This is a genomic window from Sphingomonas faeni (assembly GCF_040407495.1).
In the GTDB taxonomy this organism is placed as follows: domain Bacteria; phylum Pseudomonadota; class Alphaproteobacteria; order Sphingomonadales; family Sphingomonadaceae; genus Sphingomonas; species Sphingomonas faeni_D.
This window is the reverse complement of the sequence record NZ_JAPZPP010000001.1, coordinates 346,528-367,829: the sequence shown is the minus strand read 5'-3', so window position 1 is coordinate 367,829 and position 21,302 is coordinate 346,528. Positions and strand designations below refer to the sequence as shown.

Below are 21,302 nucleotides of genomic sequence, written 5' to 3'. Positions count from 1 at the left end.
GATGTCCGACCTCGATACTTTCCGGTCCGAAACGCGTGCGTGGCTCGCGGAGAATTGCCCGCCCGAGATGCGCAAGCCGGTGCGCTCGGAGGACGACGTCTGCTGGGGGGGACGTCAGTTCAAGCCGTCGAGCCCTGCGCAAAAGGAGTGGCTCGACAAGATGGCGGCCAAGGGCTGGACCGTGCCTGATTGGCCCAAGGCCTATGGCGGTGGCGGCCTTTCACCCGCCGAAACCAAGATCCTGCGCGAAGAGATGGCGGCAATAAAGGCGCGCAACCCGCTGAACTCGTTCGGGATATCGATGCTCGGGCCGGCATTGCTCAAATATGGGACAGAGGAGCAGAAGCTCGATCACCTGACGAAGATCGCGCGGGGGGAAATCCGTTGGTGCCAGGGGTATTCGGAGCCCAATGCGGGGTCCGACCTTGCCGGGCTCGCCACCTCGGCGGAGGACAAGGGCGACCATTACCTCGTCAACGGGCAGAAGGTGTGGACCTCCTACGCTGACAAGGCCGACTGGATTTTCTGCCTCGTTCGGACCGACAAGACCTCGAAGCAGGGCGGGATCAGCTTCGTGCTGTTCGACATGGCCTCGCCGGGCGTGTCGACCAAGCCGATCCTGCTGATCAGCGGCAATTCGCCGTTCTGCGAGACGTTCTTCGACAATGTCGAGGTGCCCAAGGTCAACCGCGTCTACAAGGAGAACAAGGGCTGGGACGTCGCAAAATACCTGCTCGGGCATGAGCGCGAGATGATTTCCGGCATGGGCCTCGCTTCCAGCGGCGGCAATCCGTTGATCGACGGGGCGATCGCGACCGTTGGGCTCGGTCATGACGGGCGGCTGGCGGATCCGTTGCTGCGCGCGTCGATCGCGTTGTTCGAGGTGCGCGCGAAGGCGTTCGGGGCAATGTCCGAGCGGTTCATCGACGAGTTGAAGGCGGGCAAGGCGCACCCGGCCCAGCCGAGCATGATGAAATATTACGGGACCGAGCTGAACAAGGGTCGGTACGAATTGATGATGGCGGCGGGCGGATCGGATGCGCTCGAATGGGACAGCGAGCGGTCGCGCGGCGGGGCGATCCCGCGGTCGTGGCTGCGCACCAAGGCCAACTCGATCGAGGGCGGGACGAGCGAGATCCAGCTCAACATCGTCGCCAAGCGGATTTTGGAATTGCCGGCGTAACTCCCTCGCCCCTTCGGGGAGAGGGTGCCGCAGCGAAGCGAAGGCGGGAGAGGGGCAGTGAGGCTCGGGCGATCCGACCCAACAGCCCCTCTCCCCGACCCTCTCCCCGAAGGGGCGAGGGAGCAGAAGGACGAAGACATGCCATTGTATCTAGACGACGACCAGACCGTCCTTCAGGACACCATCCGCGACTTCGTCGCGGAACACGCGCCGGTCAGCCACATGCGCGCATTGCGCGATGCCGACGACAAGACCGGCTTCTCGCGCGACCTGTGGAAGCAGTTCGCGGAGATGGGCTTCACCGGCATCCTGATCGGCGAGGACCAGGGCGGGCTCGGGCTCGGCCATGTCGAGGCGGGCGTGGTGCTGGAGGAAATCGGCCGCAATTTGTCGCCCTCTCCGTTCCTATCCACTGCGGTCGCGGCGGTCGAGGCCTTGAAGGGCACGGGGCAGGCCGAACGCTGGTTCCCCGGGATCATCGCCGGCGAGACCGTCGCTGCACTGGCAATCGACGAGGGCGCCAAGCACCGCGACACGGTGGCGATGACCGCCGAACGCTCGGGCAACGGCTTCAAGCTGACCGGCGCCAAGCGGTTCGTCACGCACGGCCACACCGCCGACCTGATCATCGTCGCGGCGCGGACCGGCGGTAGCGCCGACGACACGGACGGCATCACGTTGTTCGCGGTGCCGAAAGACGCCGCCGGGCTGACCGCGAACGCTGAACGCCTCGCGGATTCGAGCTTGGCCGCGCGGCTTGAGTTCGAGGGCGTCGAGGTCGATGCGGATGCGGTGATTGGTGAGGTCGATGCGGGGCGGACGCCGCTCGACCGCCTGTTGCGCGCGGGGCGGACCGGGGCTTCGGCGGAGCTGCTCGGTGTCGGCGGCGGGGCGATGGACATGACGATCGGCTATATGAAGGAGCGCAAGCAGTTCGGAACGCTGATCGGCAGCTTCCAGGCGCTCCAGCATCGTGCCGCGCATCTGTATTCGGAAATGGAGGTGGCGCGGGCCGCCGTGCTTAAGGCGCAGCAGTTGCTTGATCAGGGCAGCGACCGGGCGGACGAGGCGGTGTCGGTGGCGAAGGCGATGACCGCGCTGGCGACGACGCTTAGCGTGCAGGAGGGCGTGCAGATGCATGGCGGGATCGGCATGACCGACGAATACGATATCGGCTTCTACATGAAGCGCGCGCGGGTACTGGCCGAGATGTTCGGCGATGCGAACTTCCACGCGGACCGGCTGGCGGTAGCGGCGGGGTATTGACCCGAACCTGTACCCCCGCGAAGGCGGGGGCCCAGTCTGGGCACCCGCCTTCGCGGGTGAACACGGAGGTCAGATGAGCTTGGATACTGCCGATACGTCGCCCGAAGCTCTCGCCCAGGGTCTCGTCGACCTGCTCGAAATCGAGGAAGTCGACACCGATCTCTATGTCGGGAAGCGCCAGCCCGGCGGGGTCGGCCGCGTGTTCGGCGGGCAGGTGATCGCGCAGGCGCTTCAGGCCGCACAACGCTCGACCGACGGCCCCAAGGCCGCGCACTCGCTGCACGCGTATTTCATGCGGCCGGGCAACGAGGACTATCCGATCGTCTACCGCGTCGTCCGCGATTTCGAGGGTCGGAGTTTCGCTACCCGGCGCGTCATCGCGATGCAGAAGGGGCAACCGATCCTCAACATGGCGGCGTCTTTCCAGACGCCCGAGGATGGACTCCATCATCAGGACGTGATGCCCGATGTCGCGCCGCCCGAAGACCTGCGCTCCGATCGCGAACTGCGCCTGGAAAGCATCGACGGCATCCCCGAGAAGTTCCGCGCTCACATGCTGCGCCAGCGGCCGATCGAGATCCGTCCCGTCAACCCGCGCAGTTGGATCGAGCCCGTTCCGCAACCCGCGGCCCATGCCAACTGGTTCCGCCTGGTCGCACCGATCGGCGACGACCCGGCGATGCACCGCGCGATCCTGGCCTATGCGTCGGACATGGCGCTGCTCGGCACCGCGCTTCTTCCGCACGGCGTCAACTGGATCACACCGGGGCTGCAGACCGCCAGCCTCGACCATTCGCTGTGGCTGCACGAGGATTTCCGCGCCGACGACTGGCTGCTCTATGCCTGCGACAGCCCGTGGTCGGGCCACGCGCGCGGCTTCAACCGCGGCAAGATCTTCGCGCGAGACGGCCGCCTCGTCGCCAGCGTCGCGCAGGAGGGCCTGATCCGGATGCGCCAGTAACCCTGCAGGCTATTGGCGCGTCCACACCTTCTCGCCACCGATCCACGTCTCGCCGACCTTGGTCGCGCGCAGATCGGTCGGCGACGCGATCGTCGGATCCTTGTCGACGACGATGAAGTCCGCGCGCTGGCCCGGCGCTAGCGCACCGAACTGCTTCTCGGCAAACCCGGCATAGGCGGCCGCACCCGTCATCGCCCACCAGGCCTGTTCGCGGGTGACCAGTTCCTGCGGCTGCCAACCACCCTGCGGTTGCCCGTCGGCATCCTGCCGCGTGAACGCTGCTGCCCAGGTCGCGAACGGATCGGGCTTCTCGACCGGGAAGTCGGTCCCGAACGCGAGCTTCGCGCCGTTGGTCAGCATCGACTTCCACGCATAGGCGCCCGCGAGACGGTTCGGCCCGAGCCGTGCCTCGGCCATCGTCCGGTCGCTGGTTTCGTGCGTCGGTTGCATCGAGGCGATCGTGCCGAACTTGCCGAACCGTGGCAGGTCGGTTGGATCGACGACCTGCGCATGCTCGATCCGCCAGCGGCGATCGCCGGTGTACGTCTCGCTCTCGACCTGGATCGCGTCGAGCACCATCTGGTTGGCCTTGTCGCCGATCGCGTGGACCGCGACCTGGTAGCCGTCCATCGCCGCGCGGCTCATCTGGTTCTGGAGCTGGTCGTCGGTGAGGAAACCAATCCCCGACTGGCCGGGCGCGTCGGCATAGGGCTTCAGCAACCACGCGCCGCGCGAGCCGAGCGCGCCATCGGCGTACAGCTTCACGCCGCCCATCCGCAGGCGATCGTTGTACAGCCACGGCGTCGGCCCCTTGCCGCCGATCCGGCTCGCGGTCTCGACACCCATCGCATAGCTCATGATCCGGACGCGAAGCCCGCCGATGTCCGCCATCCGCCGATAGGTCAGCCAGTCGTCGAGCGTCGTGCCCATGTCAGCGACCGCGGTGACGCCGTAACCAAGCAGGATGCGTTGCGCGGTCAGGAACGCGGCGTCGCGCTCCTTGGGCAGCGGCTGCGGGACGACCTTCTCAACCAGCGCCTGCGCGCCATCGACGAACACGCCCGCGGGCGCGCCACCGATCTTCTCGATCCGGCCACCCGGCGGCGATACGGTCGAGCCGGTGACTCCAGCCTCGCGCATTGCCTCGCGGTTCGCCCAGCTGGCATGGCCATCGGCGCGCGACAGCCAGATCGGGTGGCCGCCCGACACCGACTCGAGGTCGGCGGCGGTCGGGAAGCGACCCAGCCCCCATGCCTCCTGGTTCCAGCCGCGGCCGATCACCCACTTCCGGTCTGGATTACCGGCGATGTAGGCGGCGATCCGCGATTTCGCCTCGTCGAGCGACTTGGTCATCGACAGGTCGAGCGACAGCGCGCCGAAACCCATCTCGATCACATGGCCATGCGCATCGATAAAGCCCGGCAGCACGGTCTTGCCGCCCATGTCGATCCGCCAGTCATATAGCGGCTTGCCGGCGTTCTTCTTCAATTCCTTGCGGCTGAGCTTGGGCGCTTCCTCGCCGGGGGGGACGAGCCGCGTGACCTTGCCATCCTTGTCGATCAGGATCGCCTTGAAGTGGATCACGCGGCCGCCATCCGCGACGGTAATGCCGTTGACGTTGTCGACGATCCCATCGGCAACAGCGGGGGTCGAGAGCAGCGCGATCGCGGCTGCGGAAACCATCAGACGCATCACTTCGGCAGTCTCCGTACCAGCGCGCTCGTATCCTGACGAGCCCCACCCATCGCCTGAACATCCGCGTAGAATTGATCGACCAACGCCGCGACCGGCAGCACCGCGCCGTTGCGCCGCGCTTCGTCGAGCGCGAGACCCAGATCCTTGCGCATCCAGTCGACCGCGAAGCCGAAGTCGAACTCGTCTTTCGCCATCGTCGGCCAGCGATTGACCATCTGCCAGCTCTGCGCCGCGCCGCCCGAGATTGCCTCGAACACCTTGTCGAGATCGAGCCCGGAATTTTGCGCGAACCGCAGCGATTCGGCGACACCCTGGATCACGCCGGCGATCGCGATCTGGTTGCACATCTTGGTGGTCTGGCCCGCGCCTGCTTCGCCGACATGGACGATGCGTGCGGCATAGGCCTGCATGAAGGGTTCGGCCTTCGCCATCGCTTCGGCCGAGCCGCCGCACATGATCGAGAGCTTGCCGTTCTCCGCGCCCGCCTGCCCGCCCGATACGGGCGCGTCGACCCCCAGCGCACGCTCGCCCGCGAGCCGCCTTGCGATGGAGGCGGAGACCGTCGTGTGATCGACGAAGACCGCATCGTCGCGCATCGCGGCGAACGCGCCATCGTCGCCCAGAGTGACCGAGGCGAGATCATCATCGTTGCCGACGCACGTGAACACTGCGTCGGCATCCTTCGCCGCCGCGGCCGGCGTGTCGGCAACCTTGCCGCCATATTTATCAGCCCATGCCAACGCCTTGGCCTGAGTCCGATTATAGACGGTGACGTCGTGTCCTGCCGCGACGAGATGCCCCGCCATCGGCGCGCCCATGACGCCGGTTCCGATGAATGCCAGTTTTGCCATAGCCTCCGCGCATAAGCGGTGTTTCCCATGCGCGCCAGATGGTCTAGCGGGTCGGACATGGCTACCCACGCTGCCGTAGCGGCACCCACCCTCCCCGTCTCGATCGACGACGTCCGCGTCGCGCATGACCGAATCCGCGACTCGATCGTCCGCACGCCGACGCTGATCAGCAAGACGCTGAGCAAGATGACCGGCGCGACGGTGTATCTGAAGTTCGAGAACCTGCAGTTCACCGCGGCGTACAAGGAGCGCGGAGCGCTCAACACGCTGTTGCAGCTGTCGGCCGAAGCGCGCGCCAAGGGCGTCATCGCCGCGTCGGCGGGCAATCACGCGCAGGGCCTCGCCTATCACGCCAACCGGCTCGGCATCCCGACGACGATCGTGATGCCGACCAACACGCCGACGGTGAAGGTCATGCAGACCGAAGGCCACGGCGCCAACGTCGTGCTGCACGGCGAGACGTTCGACGCGGCCTATGCGCACGCCCGCATCCTGGAGGGCGAGTGCGGCTTCACCTTCGTCCACCCGTTCGACGATCCGCGCGTCATCGCGGGCCAGGGGACGGTGGCGGTCGAGATGCTGGAGGACGTGCCGCAGATCGACACTTTGGTCATTCCGATCGGCGGCGGCGGGCTTATCTCGGGCATGTCGACGGTCGCACGGGCGATCAGCCAGCAGGCCGGCGGTCACCCGATCGAGATCGTCGGCGTGCAGGCCGAGCTGTTCCCGTCGATGTACAACCGCATCAACGGCACCGATATGGCGTGCGCCGGCGATACGCTGGCCGAGGGCATCGCGGTCAAGGAGCCGGGCGCGATCACCTCGAAGATCGTCGCCGAACTGGTCGATGACATCGTATTGGTCAGCGAACGCAGCCTGGAAGAGTCCGTCAGCCTCTTGCTGCAGATCGAGAAGACCGTGGTCGAAGGTGCGGGCGCCGCCGGACTCGCCGCGCTGCTGTCGCATCCTAAGCGGTTCGCGGGAAAGACCGTGGGCATCGTGCTGTGCGGCGGCAATATCGATACGCGACTGCTCGCCAACGTGCTGTTGCGCGATCTGGCGCGGTCGGGGCGGCTCGCGCGGTTGCGCATCCGGTTGCAGGACAAGCCCGGTGCGCTGTTCCATGTCGCGCGGATCTTCGACCAGGAACGCGTCAACATCATCGAGATCTATCACCAGCGAGTCTTCACAACGTTGCCGGCGAAGGGGCTCATCACCGACATCGAATGCGAACTGCGCGACCGTGCGCATCTGGATCGGCTGGTGGGTGCGCTGCGGGCTGGCGGGTACGAGACGTCGACCGTCGAACTGGCGTGATCCCATTCTGATACGGTGATTTACCGCGTTAACCGACATTCGTGGTAAACCGATTGCACGTTGGCGCAGGGCGGCCATATACGAGGCGACGCGGCTGATCGCGCCTGCCTGAAGGACTTTCCGCTCGGTGACCGCGCCCTTTCGTTTCCCGCGCTTCTTCGTCACCAGCCCTGCGCCGTGCCCGTATCTGCCGGATCGTCAGGAGCGCAAGGTGTTCACCGAGCTGACCGGTCCGAATGCGAACGAGCTGAACGATGCGCTCGGGCGGATCGGCTTTCGTCGCAGTCAGGGCGTGGCGTATCGGCCGTCGTGCGCGGGCTGCACGGCATGCGTCTCGGTCCGCGTGGTGACCGACGAGTTCGTGCCCAACGCGACGCAGCGCAAATTGCTCAGGCGGCTCGGCGATATCGAAGTGACCGCGTGCAAGGCGTGGGCGACCGACGAGCAGTTCCAGTTGCTGCGCCGTTACCTCGGGACGCGCCATCCCGGTGGCGGCATGGCGGGGATGGACGAGGACGACTACGCCGACATGATCGAGCATTCGCCGGTCAATTCGGTGATCGTCGAGTACCGCGAGCCGTCGGTTAACGGCGTGCAAGGCGCGCTGATCGGTGCATGCCTGACCGATCGGCAGGCTGACGGGTTGTCGATGGTCTACAGCTTTTTCGCGGCCAACGACACGGCGCGACCGGGGCTCGGCAATTTCATCATCATGGATCACATCCTGCGCGCCCGCGATGCCGGGCTGCCTTACGTGTATCTCGGATACTGGGTGAAGGGCTCGCCGCGGATGGAATACAAGACGCGGTACCGACCGCTTGAGGTGCTGGGGCCGGCGGGGTGGCGGCGGCTGGAGGATGTGTATGTGGCGACGCCGCCGGCGCGGGTTGCTGCGTTGGTTTAGAACTTGTCCGCAATGGAAGAAGTACGCTGTTCCCCAACGCCACCACCCCGGCGGAGGCCGGGGTCCAATTGGCAAACGTTGCTAATTGAGCGCAGCGCTCCGTTACGACGACTTTGCCAATTGGGCCCCGGCCTTCACCGGGGTGGTGCATCGGCGAAAAATCCGCCGCCTCTTTGTTCGCCCGTGACGACGGGAGCTTGTCTGGGTCCCCGTCTTCGCGAGGAAACAAATCTTAGTCCTCGCGCTGCACCACGACGTCGACGTCGAGTTCCTCGCCACCCTCACCCAATCGGGAGCCCGCTACCGGCGCTGCCCCCGCCGCATCAAGCGCCATCGCGACGCGGACGTAATGCTCCTCGGGCGACATCCCCGTGCACGGATCGAACCCGACCCAGCCGAGCCCGTCGACGAACGCCTCGGCCCAACCGTGTGGCGTCGGCAGATGCACGACCTCGTGATCGTTGTGATGATACCCCGACACATACCGCGCCGGCGCCCCGAGCGACCGCGCGGCAACGGCGAACATCTGGGCCATGTCGCGCGGCGTGGCGCTGTCCATGCGAAACGCGGCGGCGGCCGTCCGACCGGGTTCGGGACGTCCTGCGTCGAACGCGAACCGCTTGTGGAATGCCCGGTTCAGCCGATGCAGTGCGCCGATCCGGTCACGGGCGCCTTCGGCCGCATTTGCAGCGAACTTCGCAATCGCCGGATCGAGGACAGTCGCCTCAGTGGATCGGAGGAACAGCGCGGGCGGAAGCGTTTCGTGCACGCCGTGCAGGACGCCGTCCGAATGGCTGGTCAGCACCTCGCCCTTGACGGTGATCTCAATCCCGTCGACCGGCCCTTCGGCATACAACATCGTCACCGCGTTGCCGAAGCCATCGCGGCCGGGCCGCAGCCGCGCATCGCAATCGACATCGATCCGCCACGACGCCACCGTCTGGTCATGCGTGTTCTCGGGTGTCAGCCGGAGCATCTGTACCAGCCGGCCCTGCGGCTGCGCGAAGCGGTATATCGTGTGATGATCGATCGAGAGCCGCATCAGAGGAACTTGAACTGACGGCCGATCGCGCCGTGCAGCAACGCGTTCTCAGCGATGAACGCCTGGAGATACTGGTGCAGACCGGAGGCGATGACCTCGCCCGATCGCGTCTTCGCCATCCGCGACGCGCGCATTCGGGCCATGCGGTCGGCCTCGCCGTGGTTGCCGGTGCGCTTGGCAAGCAGGTTGAGCACGTCGACCGTCTCCTCGACCGACGCAGCGAGACTGCGCGGCAGTTCGGACCGGGCAAGGAGCAGGTCGATCACGTCGGCGGGACGAAGCCCGTCATTGTAGAGCCAGCGATAGGCGGTGACGGCGGACACCGTCTGAAGGATCGTCGTCCACTGGTCACGGTCGATCGCGCCGCCGAGCCGTTCGCCCTCGGGCAGCAGGATGTGATATTTGACGTCGAGCAAACGCGCGGTGTTGTCCGCGCGCTCGACCGCCTGGCCGAGCCGGATGAACCACGTCGTCTGGTTGCGGAGCATGCGGTGGACCGCGCCTTCGAAGCCGCGGGTCTCGTTCTTGACCGCCTCGACGAGGTTCAGCTGCGAGGTCGTGCTGCCGGGCGTCGCACGGTTCTCGAACAGCAGCCATGCGCGGTTGATCGCGGTCCAGGCCTCGCGGGTCAGCGCGGTGCGGACCGCCTTGGCATTGTTACGCGCCATGTCGAGACAGCGGACGATCGATCCCGGATGGCTCGAATCGAGCGTCAGAAACCGCACGACGTCGCGTTGACCGATCTCGACGCCGGTCGCTGCGAAGGCCTCGTCGGTTTCTGTCACGGCCAGGGCGGATGCCCAGGCAGCATCGCCCGAGGGTTGCGACGAGAGCACGTCGAGGCGGACGGTGGCTTCGACCAGCCGGGCGATGAAGTCGGCGCGCTCGAAATAACGGCCGAGCCAGTAGAGCGAGGATGCGGTGCGCGACAGCATCAGGAATTCCCGCCGGACGTCTGGGCGCCCAATGACTGAGAGGCCAGCGTCTGCGTCATGCCGCCCATCGTCTGCGTCATCCCGCCGGCGTTCATCCGCTGCGACTGGTCGGCCATGAGGACGAAGCTGTCCTTGGTGCCGCCGCCCTGGCTGGAATTGACCACCAGCGATCCTTCCTTGAGCGCGACACGGGTGAGGCCGCCGGGGACGACCTGCACGCCCTTCGCGCCGCTCAGGACGAAGGGGCGGAAGTCGACGTGTCGTGGACTTAGGCCGCCTTTCGCCATTGTCGGGACGGTCGACAGAGCGAGCGTCGGTTGCGCGATGTAGCGATGTGGCTCGGCAATGAGCGCGGCGCGAAAATCCTCGATCTCCTGTTTCGAGGCGGTCGGGCCGACGAGCATGCCGTAACCACCCGAGCCGTCGACCAGCTTCACGACGACATCTTCGAGGTTGTCGAGGACGTACTTCAGCGCCTGCGGCTCGCGGCAGCGCCAGGTTTCGACGTTGCGCAGCTTGCACTCGCCGCCCGAGTAGAACTTCACGATGTCGGGCATGTAGCTGTAGATCGCCTTGTCGTCGGCGATGCCGTTGCCCGGCGCATTCATGATCGCGACGTTGCCGGCGGCGTAGGCTGCGATCAGACCCGGCACGCCAAGCGCGGAGTCCGGACGGAACACCAGCGGGTCGAGATAATCATCGTCGATCCGGCGGTAGATCACGTCGACCTTCACCCGCCCCGCGATCGTCCGCATCCAAACCACATCGTCGTCCACGACAAGATCGGCCGCCTCGACGAGTTCGATACCCATCGAATCCGCGAGGAAGCTGTGTTCGTAATAGGCCGAGTTATAGTGGCCCGGGGTCAGCAGCACGCAGGTCGGGTTGGAGCCCGTGCCGTGCGGCGCGACCGACTTCATCGTCTCGAGCAGCAGGTCGGGATAGCTGTCGACCGCCGCGACGCGGAATTCGCGGAACAGTTCGGGGCAGAGGCGGAGCATCGCCTCGCGATTTTCCAGCATGTAGCTGACGCCGGACGGCGTGCGCGCATTATCCTCCAGGACGAAGAAGTCGTCGGGGCCGGTGCGGACGAGATCGATACCGCAGATATGCGCCCATACGCCGTGCGGGGGGCGGATGCCTGCAATCTCGGGCCGGAACTGTGCGTTGCCGAGCACCAGGTCCTCGGGAAGGATGCCCTCCTTGAGGATGCGGCGCTCGCCGTAGATATCGTTGAGGAACGCGTTGATCGCCTCGACGCGCTGGACGAGACCTTCGGAGAGCCGGGTCCACTCGTCATGCAGGAACACGCGCGGAACGATATCGAACGGGATGATCCGCTCGGCCGCCTCATTCTCGCCGTAGACCGCGAAGGTGATGCCGAGCTGCCGGAACGTCGTCTCGGCGGCTTCCTGCCGGCGTCGCAGCTCGGCGTTAGGCGTATCCTCGATCCACTTGCCGAGAGCCGCCAGTTCGGGCCGGGCGGTCGTATCGCCCGGTGTCCCCATGATCTCGTCGAACGCTTGTTTCCCCATCGAAACGGTCAATTCCCCATCAAGCGTTGCGGTTCCATGCTGCAATGCTTTGTTGCGACGCACAAGCGCGGAGTACGGCTCTACCGCCGCTTGCGCCCGTCATCCTGACGAAAGTCAGGGTCCAAGGTCATCGAGCGTATTCCCTGGTACTCTGGATCCTGACTTTCGTCAGGATGACGGCATCGAGAGGGCGTCCGCGAGACTCAGGCGCCCAGCCCTTCGAGCAAGCCCGGCGTCAGGACTTGCGGCAACACGGTGGGTTCGGCCGCACCTGGAGCGTAGTATAGGTATAGCGGCACGCCGGCGCGGTTGTGGGCCTGGATGAAGCGGCCCATGACCGGATCGCCGTCGGTCCAGTCGCCGATCAAGGCGGCCACCTTGTGCTGCGCGAAGGCATCGCGGACACCGGTGGTGTCGATCGCGGCCTTTTCGTTGACCTTGCATGTCAGGCACCAGTCGGCGGTGAAGTACACGAACACCGGGCGCTTTTCCGCGCGCAAGGCGGCGAGCTTGGTTTCGGTGAACGGCTCATCGCCGGTGGTCGCGGTCTTTGCGGAAACGGGCGGCGTTTGCGCAATCAACGCCGCGCTACCTACGAACACCGCCAGCAACAGGATTTGCGCCACGATGCCGAACGACTTACCCTTGCGCTGGCGCGAGCCGCCGATCCAGAGGACGACGCCGACGGCCAGTACCGCGGTCAGTGCGAGGGTCAGCGCTTCGACGCCAGTCTGGCGGCCGAGCACCCAGCCGAGCGCGATTGCGGTCAGGAACATCGGCACCGACAGGATGTGGCGGAACGTCTCCATCCAGACGCCGGGCCTCGGCAGCCACCGTCGCCACGACGGGATGAAGCCGATCGCGAGGAACGGGAGCGACAGGCCGATGCCGAGCCCGCCGAACACGGCGAGCGCCGCCGGCCATGGCAGCACCAGCGCCGCGCCGAGCGCCGCGCCCATGAACGGCCCGGTGCACGGCGTCGCGATGAACGCCGCCAGCGCGCCGGTCGCGAACGCACCGCTTGCGCCACTCTCGCCGGCAAAGCGCGGAGTCGGGACCTCGAACAGCCCGGCAAGGTTGAACGCGATCGCGGTGCTCAGCAGCAGCAGCGCGACAATCGCGCCGGGATGCTGCAACTGGAACGCCCAGCCGACCGCAGACCCGCCTGCGCGCAACGCCAGGATCGCGCCACCGAGACCGAGGCAGACCAGCACGACGCCCGCGGTGTAGGCCAACGCCTCGCCGCGCGCGTCCTTCTCGCTCGCACCACCGCGGGCGAGGCTAAGCGCCTTGAGGCTGAGGATCGGGAAGACGCACGGCATGATGTTTAGGATCAAGCCGCCGAGCACGGCTCCGGCGAACGCGATCAGCGCGGTCAGCCAGAGGCTCTCGCCGCTCGCGCTCGTCGAGCCATCGCCGGCCGCATCGCCGACGGCACCTGGGGTCGCCTTGACGCCGAGCCCCTGCCCGTCGCCAATCCGGAGCACGCCCTCGATCGGTCCGCCAACCTTGGCGTTCGCCGCGACCTTGGTGCTGATCGTCAGCCGGTCGCCGTCGCGCGTGACCGTCTGCGCCGCGCCATTCTCGATCGCGCCGGTGGTGACCGGGAAGAAATACGCCTTGTCGATCTTTGCGCCCGCGGGGAACGGCACCGCGATCCGCATCGTCCCGTTGCTCGCGGCGTAGGTCGCGCCGGCATCGAGCGGCTTGGGGATCGCCTGACGCCAGCCCGCGAACGCGGCGGCCTGCGATGGCGCGCCGTCGCCGATCGTGAGATCGAGCGAGAGCGCCTTCTCTTCGGGTACGCAGATCGTCGCCGAGCAGACGAGATAGCTCGTCTTCAGGCGGATCGGGAATTTGGTCCCTACAGCCAGTCCCGCCGGAACCCGGATCGTCACGAGCGGCGCGTACGGCGCCTCGTAGACATAGTTCATCAGGCCAGCGATCAGCAGCGTCGTCGGCACCGGCCATTCGGGTTCGCCTGCCTTCGCGCCCGTCGGCAGCGTCCAGTCGAAGGTCGCCGGAAAACCAGCATCGCCTGGGTTGCGCCAATAGCCATGCCAGCCGGTTTCCGGCGTCGTCGCCAGCGCGATCGTCAGCGGCGCGCCGGCTTTCGGGTGATCGCTCTCAGCGACCAGCTTCATCATGAGATGCTGGCTGGAGCCGTTCAGCGATTCCGCAAGCGCGGGCGTGCTTGCCAGCCCACACACGGCCAGCAAGACCGTCATCACGGCGCAACGTATTCCGCGCATGGCCATCCTTGTTTCGTTCATCGCACAAAGCCATAGCGGTGACCTTGTCGTATTGCACTTCAAAGCGACGGCCTCGCTCGATGGTCGTCGCTGGCTAAAGGACTGTTCGTGAAAGCACTTATCGCCGCGCTCCTGCTGACCTCGGCCGCATCGGTCTCTGCCCAGACGGCACCGCCCCCGTCGGCGACTCCGACGACCCCGCCAAAGTTGATCGTCGCGATCTCGGTCGACCAGTTCGCCGCCGACCTGTTCCAGCAATATCGCAACCATTACACCGGCGGCTTCACGCGACTGCTGAACGGCGCGGTGTTCCCGAGCGGGTATCAGAGCCATGCGGCGACCGAGACGTGCCCCGGCCACTCGACGATCCTGACCGGCATGCGGCCCGCGCATACTGGGATCATCGCCAATAACTGGATCGACCAGCGCGCCGGACGGCCCGACAAGACCGTCTATTGTTCGGAGGACGAGCGCGTCACGGGCAGCACGCATGACAGCTACACCGTGTCCGACATGCACCTGAAGGTGCCGACGCTCGGCGAAATGATGAAGGCACGCGATCCGCGGACGCGGTCGGTGTCGGTCGCGGGGAAGGATCGCGCGGCGGTGATGATGGGTGGCCACAAGGTCGACGAGCTCTGGTGGTGGGACGGCAAGACGTACGTTTCCTACGCCGGTCGCGCGGTACCGCCAGCGGTGCAGCGGACGCGCGACGCGGTCGCCGCGCTGATCGCCAAGCCGCAGGCGGCGCTGCCGCTGCCCGGCTATTGCGCGGGCGTGAATCATCCGATCGTGATAGCGGGCAAGACGTACGGCCAGGGTCGCTTCGAGCGCGAGGCGGGCGACGCGAAGGGCTTCCGGGTGTCGCCGGCCTCCGACGCCGCAGTGTTCGCGATGGCAGCGGCGCTGGTGCAGGACATGAAGCTAGGCAAGGGGCCGCAGACCGACATCATCGATATCGGCGCATCGGCGACCGATTATATCGGGCATACCTACGGCACGCAGGGGTCTGAGATGTGCATCCAGATGGCGCAGCTCGACAAGACGCTCGGCGATTTCTTCGCCGTGATGGACGAGACCGGGGTGGACTACGAAGTCGTGCTGACCGCCGATCACGGCGCACACGACGCGACCGAGCGCCAGCAGCAGCGGGCGATGCCGATGGAGGCGCACATGGACGAGAACGTCCTCGCCAAGCAGGTCGGTACCGCGATCGCCAAGGACATGGGCTTGCCGGGCAGCGTGCTGCTAGGGACCGAGGGCGACGTGTATATCGACGGCACCTTGCCTGAGAAGACGCGCGCGAAAGTGCTGACCGAGGCGCTGCGTCGCTACCGCGCGCTGCCGCAGGTGGCGGCTGCGTTCTCGGCCGCCGAGATCATGGCGACACCCATGGCGAAGAGCCCGCCCGAGACCTGGACGCTGATCGAGCGCGCGCGTGCGTCGTTCTATCCGGAGCGGTCGGGACAATTGGTCGCGTTGCTCAAGCCGCGCGTGACGACGATCGTCTCGCCCGCGGGCGGCTATGTCGAAACGCATGGGTCGCCGTGGGATTACGACCGCCGCGTGCCGATCCTGTTCTGGCGCAAGAGGATGACCGGGTTCGAGCAGCCGCTGTCGGTCGAGACGGTGGATATCGTGCCGACGCTGGCGGCGACGATCGGGTTGCCGGTGAGCGGATTGGACGGGCGGTGCCTCGATCTCGATCCAGGGGCTGCGAGCACGTGTCCGAGCTGAAGCAGGGCTCGCTTGCCTGATATGGTCCTCCCGTCATCCTGGATTTCGTCAGGATGGCGGGGCGACGTCAGGCAATGCTTGTCACCGCGTCTCGAACGCCCGCAACCCGGCCCCTAGCCGGTTCGCGCCGATCGCCAGCTTGTCGTGGCTGTAATCCGCGACGAATGCGGGGCTGGTCGCGTCGCCGGGCGACAATCGCGCGTCGTTCCCCTCGATCCGCAAGCCGGTCGCGCTGTACGTTTTGGCTTCAGCTGACACGACGATCAGCCCGCCATGATTCTCCTTGTGCGTCCCCTGCACGAACGTGTTGCGCGCAATCAGGCCGGTGCCGCCATCGGACAGGTCGATCATGTAGTTGGTCTTGCGCCCGCCGGTATCGTCGAAGCTGTTGTCGGTGATCGTCACCGTCGGGCTGCGCAACTTGACGTAATGCCCGCCGGTGCCGCGTTCGAACCGAGAGTTGGTCACCGTCACGCTGCCGTCGTTGGCGAGGTAGATCGCGTGCGAACAGCCCGGCGACACGTCGCACTGGCCGAGCCCGGAGAAGGTGGAGCGATCGACCGTGATCCGCTTGGTCGTGGGTCCGCCGCCCAATATGCCTTCCTGGCTGTTGAGGAACATCGAGTTCGTGACCGCGAGATTGCCCATCTCGATCCGGATACCCGCGCCATTGCCGTCGCCGACGCTGTAGCCACGAAACACGATGCCATCGACCGCCGACCCGAGCCCGCGGAGGACGAACGCTGCCTTGCCCTCGCATGTGACGCTGTCGAAGATGGCGGTCCCGGGCTGCACGGCCTTGAAGGTGATGTGCCCGCCCGCCTGCACCGCGCACTGCCGGTACGTGCCGGGCGCGATCAGGATCGTCGCCGTGCCCTGCTGGATCGACGAGACCGCGTCCTGCAGCGAGGTGAACCCGCGGCCATTGACGGTGAACGGCGCGTTGGTCTGCGCCAGCGCCGGAACGGAAAGCAGCGCAAGCGCCAGCAACGATCGTTTCATAGGACGTCCTTCACGGTCACGGTGCGCATACCAGCCGAGGCGGTACGATACGGCTCTAGGCTATCACCGGCGATCGATCGGCCCAACACCCGGCAGCGCGCTGCGTGTCCCGGAATGGCGCACCCCGGAATGGCGCGCAAGGTTCGGTTCAATCCCGTCGCAACGGCGTGTTGCCGCTGCCGGCCGATCCGCATAATACCGCTACCGTAACAAAGCCGGCGGGGGGAACCGATCGGCGCCGGGGATCCACATGCACGCCATGACGCCGACGGAGGTCTTCCTCCTCGCGATACTCATCATCTTTACCGTGCCGTATCTGGTGTGGCGGCTCGGGCGGACCGACTACTGGACGCCGCTGGTGGTGGTGCAGATCTTCGGCGGCATCCTGCTCGGGCCGGGCGTACTCGGCGCGGCGTATCCCGACTATTACGCGACGATCTTCACGCCAGCGACCCTGGGCTCGCTCAACGGCATCGCGTGGTGGGCGGTGATGATGTTCGTGTGGGTCGCCGGCATCGAACTTGACCTTGGCGAGGCCTGGAAACGGCGCGGCGAGACCGGCGTGACGGCAGGCCTCGCGCTTGCGGTGCCGCTGGTCACCGGCAGCATCGCGGCGGTGCTGATGCTGCGCTACCCTGGCTGGCGCGGACCGGACGGCGCGACATGGCAAGTGGTGCTCGGGATCGGCATGGCCTGCGCGGTCACCGCCCTCCCCATCCTCGTCCTCTTCCTCGAAAAGCTTGAGATCCTGCGAGAGCCGATCGGCCAGCGGATCCTGCGTTATGCGAGCCTCGACGATATCGCGATCTGGGGTGTGCTCGCGCTGATCCTGCTCGATTGGGAGCGCGTCGGGCGGCAGGGCGGCTTCCTGGTCGGGTTCGCCGTGGCGACGGTGATCGTGCGCAAACTGATGGCGCGGATCGAGGAGCGCGATCGCTGGTATGTCAGCCTGATCTGGCTGGCCGGGTGCGGATTCGCGGCGGACTGGGCTGGGCTGCACTTCATGGTCGGCGCGTTCCTGTCGGGGGCGGTGCTCGATTCGAAATGGTTCACGACCGCGAAGATGGACCAGTTCCGCCATTTCGTGCTGCTCGCGGTGATGCCGGTGTTCTTTCTGTCCACGGGCCTGAAGACGCAGTGGGCGGTCGGCGGCTATGCGGTGTTCGGCGCGGCGGCGTTGCTGCTGGTCGCGTCGGTCGGCGGCAAGCTGGCAGGCGTTCACGCAGCGGGGCGAATCCTGAAATGGCGGCCGGGCGAGGCTTCGGCGATCGGCTGGCTGCTGCAGACCAAGGCGCTGATCATGATCATCTTCGTCAACATCCTGCTGGATAAGAAGATCATCACCAACGAGACCTTCACCGCACTGCTGCTGATGGCGCTGGCGAGCACGATGCTGACCGTGCCGGTGGTTGCGCCGAAGTTGAAGAAGCTGGCGGGACTGGTGGGGAAGAGCGTCTAGCAACGCCATGTCGTCCTCCTGACGAAAGTCAGGACCCAGGGTTACGAACGCCGTCCAGCCTGGCTCTGGGTCCTGACTTTCGTCAGGATGACGGGTGGTTGGCGGCTCAGCCCCCCGCGTTGAGGAGGTCGTGGCGTTTCAAGGCGTGGCGGAGTTGGTCGTAGCTCAGGCCTAAGGCCTCCGCGGTGGCGCGTTGGTTGAAGCGGTGTTCCGAGAGCGCGCGCGAAAGCAAGTCGCGTTCGAAGCGGGATACGCGGGACTTGAAGTCCGACGGGCCTTCCTCGCACGCGACGACCGGGTCTTCGCCTTCGTCCGGTTCGGTTTCGCGTGGGGTTACAACCATAGGCTTCGGAGCAGTCGACGCGCCGGGGCGATGCGGCGACTGGAACGGATCGATCTCGATCGCGTCGATCGGCCCGGCCTGCTCCCAGCGATACACCGCGCGCTCGACGACGTTGCGCAGTTCGCGGACGTTGCCGGGCCAGCGGTAGGCGATCAGTGCATCCATTGCCGCCGGACCGAATCCCTCCCAGCGTTCGCGACCCAGTTCCGACGCCATGCGCCGGCCGAAATGCTCGGCGAGGACCACCACGTCGCCGGTGCGCGCGCGCAAAGGCGGCAACGTCACCACCTCGAACGACAACCGGTCGAGCAGATCTGCGCGAAACTCGTGTCGGTCGACCTTGTCGGGGAGATGCTCGTTGGTCGCCGCGACGATGCGGACGTCGACGCGCATCGGTCGCGACGAGCCTATCCGCGTGATCTCGCCATACTCGACCGCGCGCAACAGCCGGTCCTGCGCCGCCATCGACAGCGTACCGAGTTCGTCGAGGAACAGCGTCCCGCCATCGGCCTCCTCGAACCGCCCTACCCGCGCCTTGGTCGCGCCGGTGAACGCGCCAGCCTCATGCCCGAACAATTCCGCCTCGATCAGCGTCTCGGGCAACGCCGCGCAGTTCATGATCACCAGCGGCTGATCCCATCGCGGCGACAGGCGGTGGAGGCGTTCGGCGACCAGTTCCTTACCCGTGCCCCGCTCGCCGATCACCAGCACCGGGCGATCCAACGCCGCCGCACGCGACGCGCGTTCGAGTGCCGCCATGAACGTGCCGGACTCACCGATGACCTGGGTTGTTCGCTCCATGACGAAGATGTGGCGCGATTTCCCAACTCTTGGCAAGCTTGCGGTGCCCGCCGCACCTTCGAAATCGCGCAAACCCCTGCAATTCCGCCATTTTCGAAACTGGCACGACAGATGCAATGCTTCAGGCAACCCGCCGAATAGCGGAACCAACCATCCTTAAAGGGGACCCACCATGTTCAACACCACCATCGCCCGCACCGTCGCCGCAACGCTCTGCACCATCGTCGTCAGCGCAACCTGCGTGCTCGGCGCGGTCGGCCCCGCCATCGCAACCAATGCAGCCCCCCTCGCGGCAACCACCGCAATCGTGGCATAAGACCCCGAAGGCTTAGAGCCTCGGGCCGACCCCTGGAGTAGGATTTACATGGGCATCTTTTCCCGCACCCGCGACATCGTCGCCGCCAACTTCGCCGATCTCATCGAGAAGGCCGAAGATCCGTCGAAGATGATCCGCATGATCATCCTCGAGATGGAGGAAACGCTGGTCGAGGTTCGCGCCTCCGCCGCACGCACCATCGCCGACCAGAAGGAGATGCGCCGCCATATCTCGAAGCTGGAGCAGCTCCAGGACAACTGGACCGAGAAGGCCGAGCTGGCGCTGAGCAAGGACCGCGAGGACCTTGCCAAGGCAGCCCTGGTCGAGCGTCAGAAGGCGTTCGACATGGCCGAGCAGTTGAAGGCCGAGGTCGGCGTGCTCGACGATGCGCTGCGCGCGTCCGAAGAGGACATCGCCAAGCTCCAGACCAAGCTCCGCGAGGCGCGCACGAAGCAGAACGCGGTGCAGACCCGGCTCGAGAGTGCGAACAACCGCACCCGGCTGCGCGAGATGTATAACGGTCCGAAGACGCACGAGGCGTTCAGCCGCTTCGACATTCTCGACCGCCGCGTCGACGAAGCCGAGGGCCGCGCGGACGCGATGGGGCTCGGGGTCGTCAAGACGCTCGAAGAGGAAATCGCCGAACTGCGCAGCGACGACAAGGTCAACGCCCAGCTCGCCGCGCTGAAAGCGCGCTTGAAGAAGGACGATTGAGATGGACACCGTACTCGTATGCGCCACGCTCTTCGTCGGGTTGCCCTGGGTGATCCTCCACTATGTCACCAAGTGGAAGACCGCGCCCAAGATCACCGACGAGGACGAGCGGCTGCTCGATGAGATGCAGATGCTCGCGCGTCGCCTCGAAGACCGGGTGATGACCGTCGAACGGATCATCGCCGCCGACAACCCCGACTGGAAGCCAGGCCTCGGCACCACCCAGTCCGACTCACCCTATCGGCTCGAGCGCGACAGCGACCGCCAGGCCGACCGCCCATTCGAACGGAGAAACTGACATGTCCGGTAGCCGCACCCAGTTTTACCTCGACAAGCAGAATGCCAAGTTCAAGGGCGTCTGCTCAGGGATCGCCGATTACACGGGCGTGGACATCACGCTCATCCGGGTCGCCATGGTCGTGCTGGCGGTCGCCACCAGCGGCTGGGTCATTCTCGGCTATTTCGCCACCGCATGGTTAGCGCCCAAGAAGCCAACCGGCCTGTACGAGACACCCGACGACGCGAAGTTCTGGCAGGGTGTCCGCTCCAACCCGAAGCGTTCGACCGCCGAGGTCCGCAGCAAGTTCCGCGACATCGACCGCCGCCTCGCCGACATCGAGACGCACTATACCAGCCGCAACAGCACCAGCCTCGCGGCAGAGATCGATAGCCTGCGCTGAGACGCGGCGTTGATTAAAAAGGGGGAAATACCATGCCACCGGAAGTTGGATTCATACTCGGCACAATGTTCGGCACGTTCGCCACGTTGGTGATCCAGGCGTTCGGCCGCCGCAAGGCTCGGATCGCGGTCAAGGCCGCCAACCTGGACGCGGAACGCAGCATCAAGCTGCTCGACAGCGAGAACGAGCGCCGCACCGGCCAGATCGATCGCCTGCAGGAGCGCATCCAAGTGCTCGAACGGATCACCACCGATCCCGCCGAGCGCACCGCCCGCGAAATCGAGGCGCTTCGCCTCCACGCGAACTGAG

General features: G+C 66.1%; 20 protein-coding genes. 12 read left to right on the top strand and 8 right to left on the bottom strand.

From position 1 onward, the window contains the following. The first annotated feature begins 1 nt into the window (after position 1). The 3 genes from O6W96_RS01780 (at position 2) to O6W96_RS01770 (ending at position 3,410) form a co-directional block, all read left to right on the top strand. Positions 2-1,183 (top strand): acyl-CoA dehydrogenase family protein, encoded by a 1,182-nt coding sequence (locus tag O6W96_RS01780; protein ID WP_353467976.1) that lies wholly within the window; start codon positions 2-4, stop codon positions 1,181-1,183. A gap of 138 nt (positions 1,184-1,321) precedes the next feature. Next, positions 1,322-2,449 (top strand): acyl-CoA dehydrogenase family protein, encoded by a 1,128-nt coding sequence (locus tag O6W96_RS01775; protein WP_353467975.1) that lies wholly within the window; start codon positions 1,322-1,324, stop codon positions 2,447-2,449. Between the two features lie 73 nt (positions 2,450-2,522). After that, the gene (locus O6W96_RS01770) at positions 2,523-3,410 is read left to right on the top strand and encodes an acyl-CoA thioesterase (protein WP_353467974.1); all 888 of its coding nucleotides are present in this window, start codon (positions 2,523-2,525) and stop codon (positions 3,408-3,410) included. A gap of 9 nt (positions 3,411-3,419) precedes the next feature. On the opposite strand, the gene O6W96_RS01765 is transcribed toward O6W96_RS01770, so the two are convergent. Continuing rightward, a complete protein-coding gene (locus O6W96_RS01765; RefSeq protein ID WP_435372179.1) occupies positions 3,420-5,102 on the bottom strand; it encodes an amidohydrolase in 1,683 nt (560 codons plus the stop codon). Further along, positions 5,102-5,956, bottom strand: coding sequence for an NAD(P)-dependent oxidoreductase (locus O6W96_RS01760; protein ID WP_353467972.1), 855 nt, complete (start codon positions 5,954-5,956; stop codon positions 5,102-5,104). Before O6W96_RS01760 ends, O6W96_RS01765 begins: the two co-directional genes overlap by 1 nt. 57 nt (positions 5,957-6,013) lie before the next feature. Between O6W96_RS01760 and O6W96_RS01755 the strand changes: the two genes are divergently transcribed. Then, complete coding sequence (locus O6W96_RS01755) at positions 6,014-7,273, top strand: threonine ammonia-lyase (RefSeq protein WP_353467971.1); 1,260 nt, start codon at positions 6,014-6,016, stop codon at positions 7,271-7,273. Between the two features lie 127 nt (positions 7,274-7,400). Beyond that, on the top strand, positions 7,401-8,177 hold the full coding sequence (locus O6W96_RS01750) for an arginyltransferase (RefSeq protein ID WP_353467970.1): 777 nt from the start codon (positions 7,401-7,403) through the stop codon (positions 8,175-8,177). A 232-nt stretch (positions 8,178-8,409) separates the two neighbouring features. Here O6W96_RS01750 and O6W96_RS01745 read toward each other — a convergent pair whose 3' ends face one another. The 4 genes from O6W96_RS01745 to O6W96_RS01730 form a co-directional block, all read right to left on the bottom strand. Next, a complete protein-coding gene (locus tag O6W96_RS01745) occupies positions 8,410-9,219 on the bottom strand; it encodes a transglutaminase family protein (protein ID WP_353467969.1) in 810 nt (269 codons plus the stop codon). Then, on the bottom strand, positions 9,219-10,154 hold the full coding sequence (locus O6W96_RS01740) for an alpha-E domain-containing protein (protein WP_056048449.1): 936 nt from the start codon (positions 10,152-10,154) through the stop codon (positions 9,219-9,221). Before O6W96_RS01740 ends, O6W96_RS01745 begins: the two co-directional genes overlap by 1 nt. Continuing rightward, a complete protein-coding gene (locus O6W96_RS01735; protein WP_353467968.1) occupies positions 10,154-11,689 on the bottom strand; it encodes a circularly permuted type 2 ATP-grasp protein in 1,536 nt (511 codons plus the stop codon). The genes O6W96_RS01740 and O6W96_RS01735 overlap by 1 nt, the downstream gene beginning before the upstream one ends. A gap of 203 nt (positions 11,690-11,892) precedes the next feature. Further along, the gene (locus tag O6W96_RS01730; protein ID WP_435372164.1) at positions 11,893-13,941 is read right to left on the bottom strand and encodes a protein-disulfide reductase DsbD family protein; all 2,049 of its coding nucleotides are present in this window, start codon (positions 13,939-13,941) and stop codon (positions 11,893-11,895) included. 108 nt (positions 13,942-14,049) lie between these two features. Here O6W96_RS01730 and O6W96_RS01725 point away from each other — a divergent pair, with 108 nt between their 5' ends. Further along, on the top strand, positions 14,050-15,678 hold the full coding sequence (locus O6W96_RS01725; protein ID WP_353467966.1) for an alkaline phosphatase family protein: 1,629 nt from the start codon (positions 14,050-14,052) through the stop codon (positions 15,676-15,678). Between the two features lie 81 nt (positions 15,679-15,759). On the opposite strand, the gene O6W96_RS01720 is transcribed toward O6W96_RS01725, so the two are convergent. Continuing rightward, positions 15,760-16,680, bottom strand: a complete 921-nt coding sequence (locus O6W96_RS01720; RefSeq protein ID WP_353467965.1) for a right-handed parallel beta-helix repeat-containing protein — start codon at positions 16,678-16,680, stop codon at positions 15,760-15,762. 250 nt (positions 16,681-16,930) lie between these two features. On the opposite strand from O6W96_RS01720, the gene O6W96_RS01715 reads away from it, so the two are divergent. Beyond that, complete coding sequence (locus O6W96_RS01715; RefSeq protein ID WP_353467964.1) at positions 16,931-18,139, top strand: cation:proton antiporter; 1,209 nt, start codon at positions 16,931-16,933, stop codon at positions 18,137-18,139. 106 nt (positions 18,140-18,245) lie between these two features. On the opposite strand, the gene pspF is transcribed toward O6W96_RS01715, so the two are convergent. Beyond that, positions 18,246-19,283 carry a phage shock protein operon transcriptional activator gene (gene pspF, locus O6W96_RS01710; protein ID WP_353467963.1) on the bottom strand — a complete coding sequence of 346 codons (1,038 nt, stop codon included), beginning with the start codon at positions 19,281-19,283 and terminating at the stop codon, positions 18,246-18,248. A gap of 172 nt (positions 19,284-19,455) precedes the next feature. Here pspF and O6W96_RS01705 point away from each other — a divergent pair, with 172 nt between their 5' ends. The 5 genes from O6W96_RS01705 to O6W96_RS01685 are packed head-to-tail and all read left to right on the top strand — an operon-like array spanning position 19,456 to position 21,301. Next, the gene (locus O6W96_RS01705; RefSeq protein WP_353467962.1) at positions 19,456-19,599 is read left to right on the top strand and encodes a hypothetical protein; all 144 of its coding nucleotides are present in this window, start codon (positions 19,456-19,458) and stop codon (positions 19,597-19,599) included. A 48-nt stretch (positions 19,600-19,647) separates the two neighbouring features. Further along, the gene (gene pspA, locus O6W96_RS01700) at positions 19,648-20,313 is read left to right on the top strand and encodes a phage shock protein PspA (protein ID WP_132896789.1); all 666 of its coding nucleotides are present in this window, start codon (positions 19,648-19,650) and stop codon (positions 20,311-20,313) included. A 1-nt stretch (position 20,314) separates the two neighbouring features. Then, positions 20,315-20,611: an envelope stress response membrane protein PspB gene (gene pspB, locus O6W96_RS01695; protein WP_353467961.1), complete on the top strand. Its 297-nt coding sequence runs from the start codon at positions 20,315-20,317 to the stop codon at positions 20,609-20,611. A 1-nt stretch (position 20,612) separates the two neighbouring features. Then, positions 20,613-20,993 carry an envelope stress response membrane protein PspC gene (pspC, locus tag O6W96_RS01690; RefSeq protein WP_353467960.1) on the top strand — a complete coding sequence of 127 codons (381 nt, stop codon included), beginning with the start codon at positions 20,613-20,615 and terminating at the stop codon, positions 20,991-20,993. Between the two features lie 32 nt (positions 20,994-21,025). Further along, positions 21,026-21,301 (top strand): hypothetical protein, encoded by a 276-nt coding sequence (locus tag O6W96_RS01685; RefSeq protein ID WP_353467959.1) that lies wholly within the window; start codon positions 21,026-21,028, stop codon positions 21,299-21,301. The last annotated feature ends 1 nt before the right edge of the window (position 21,302 follow it).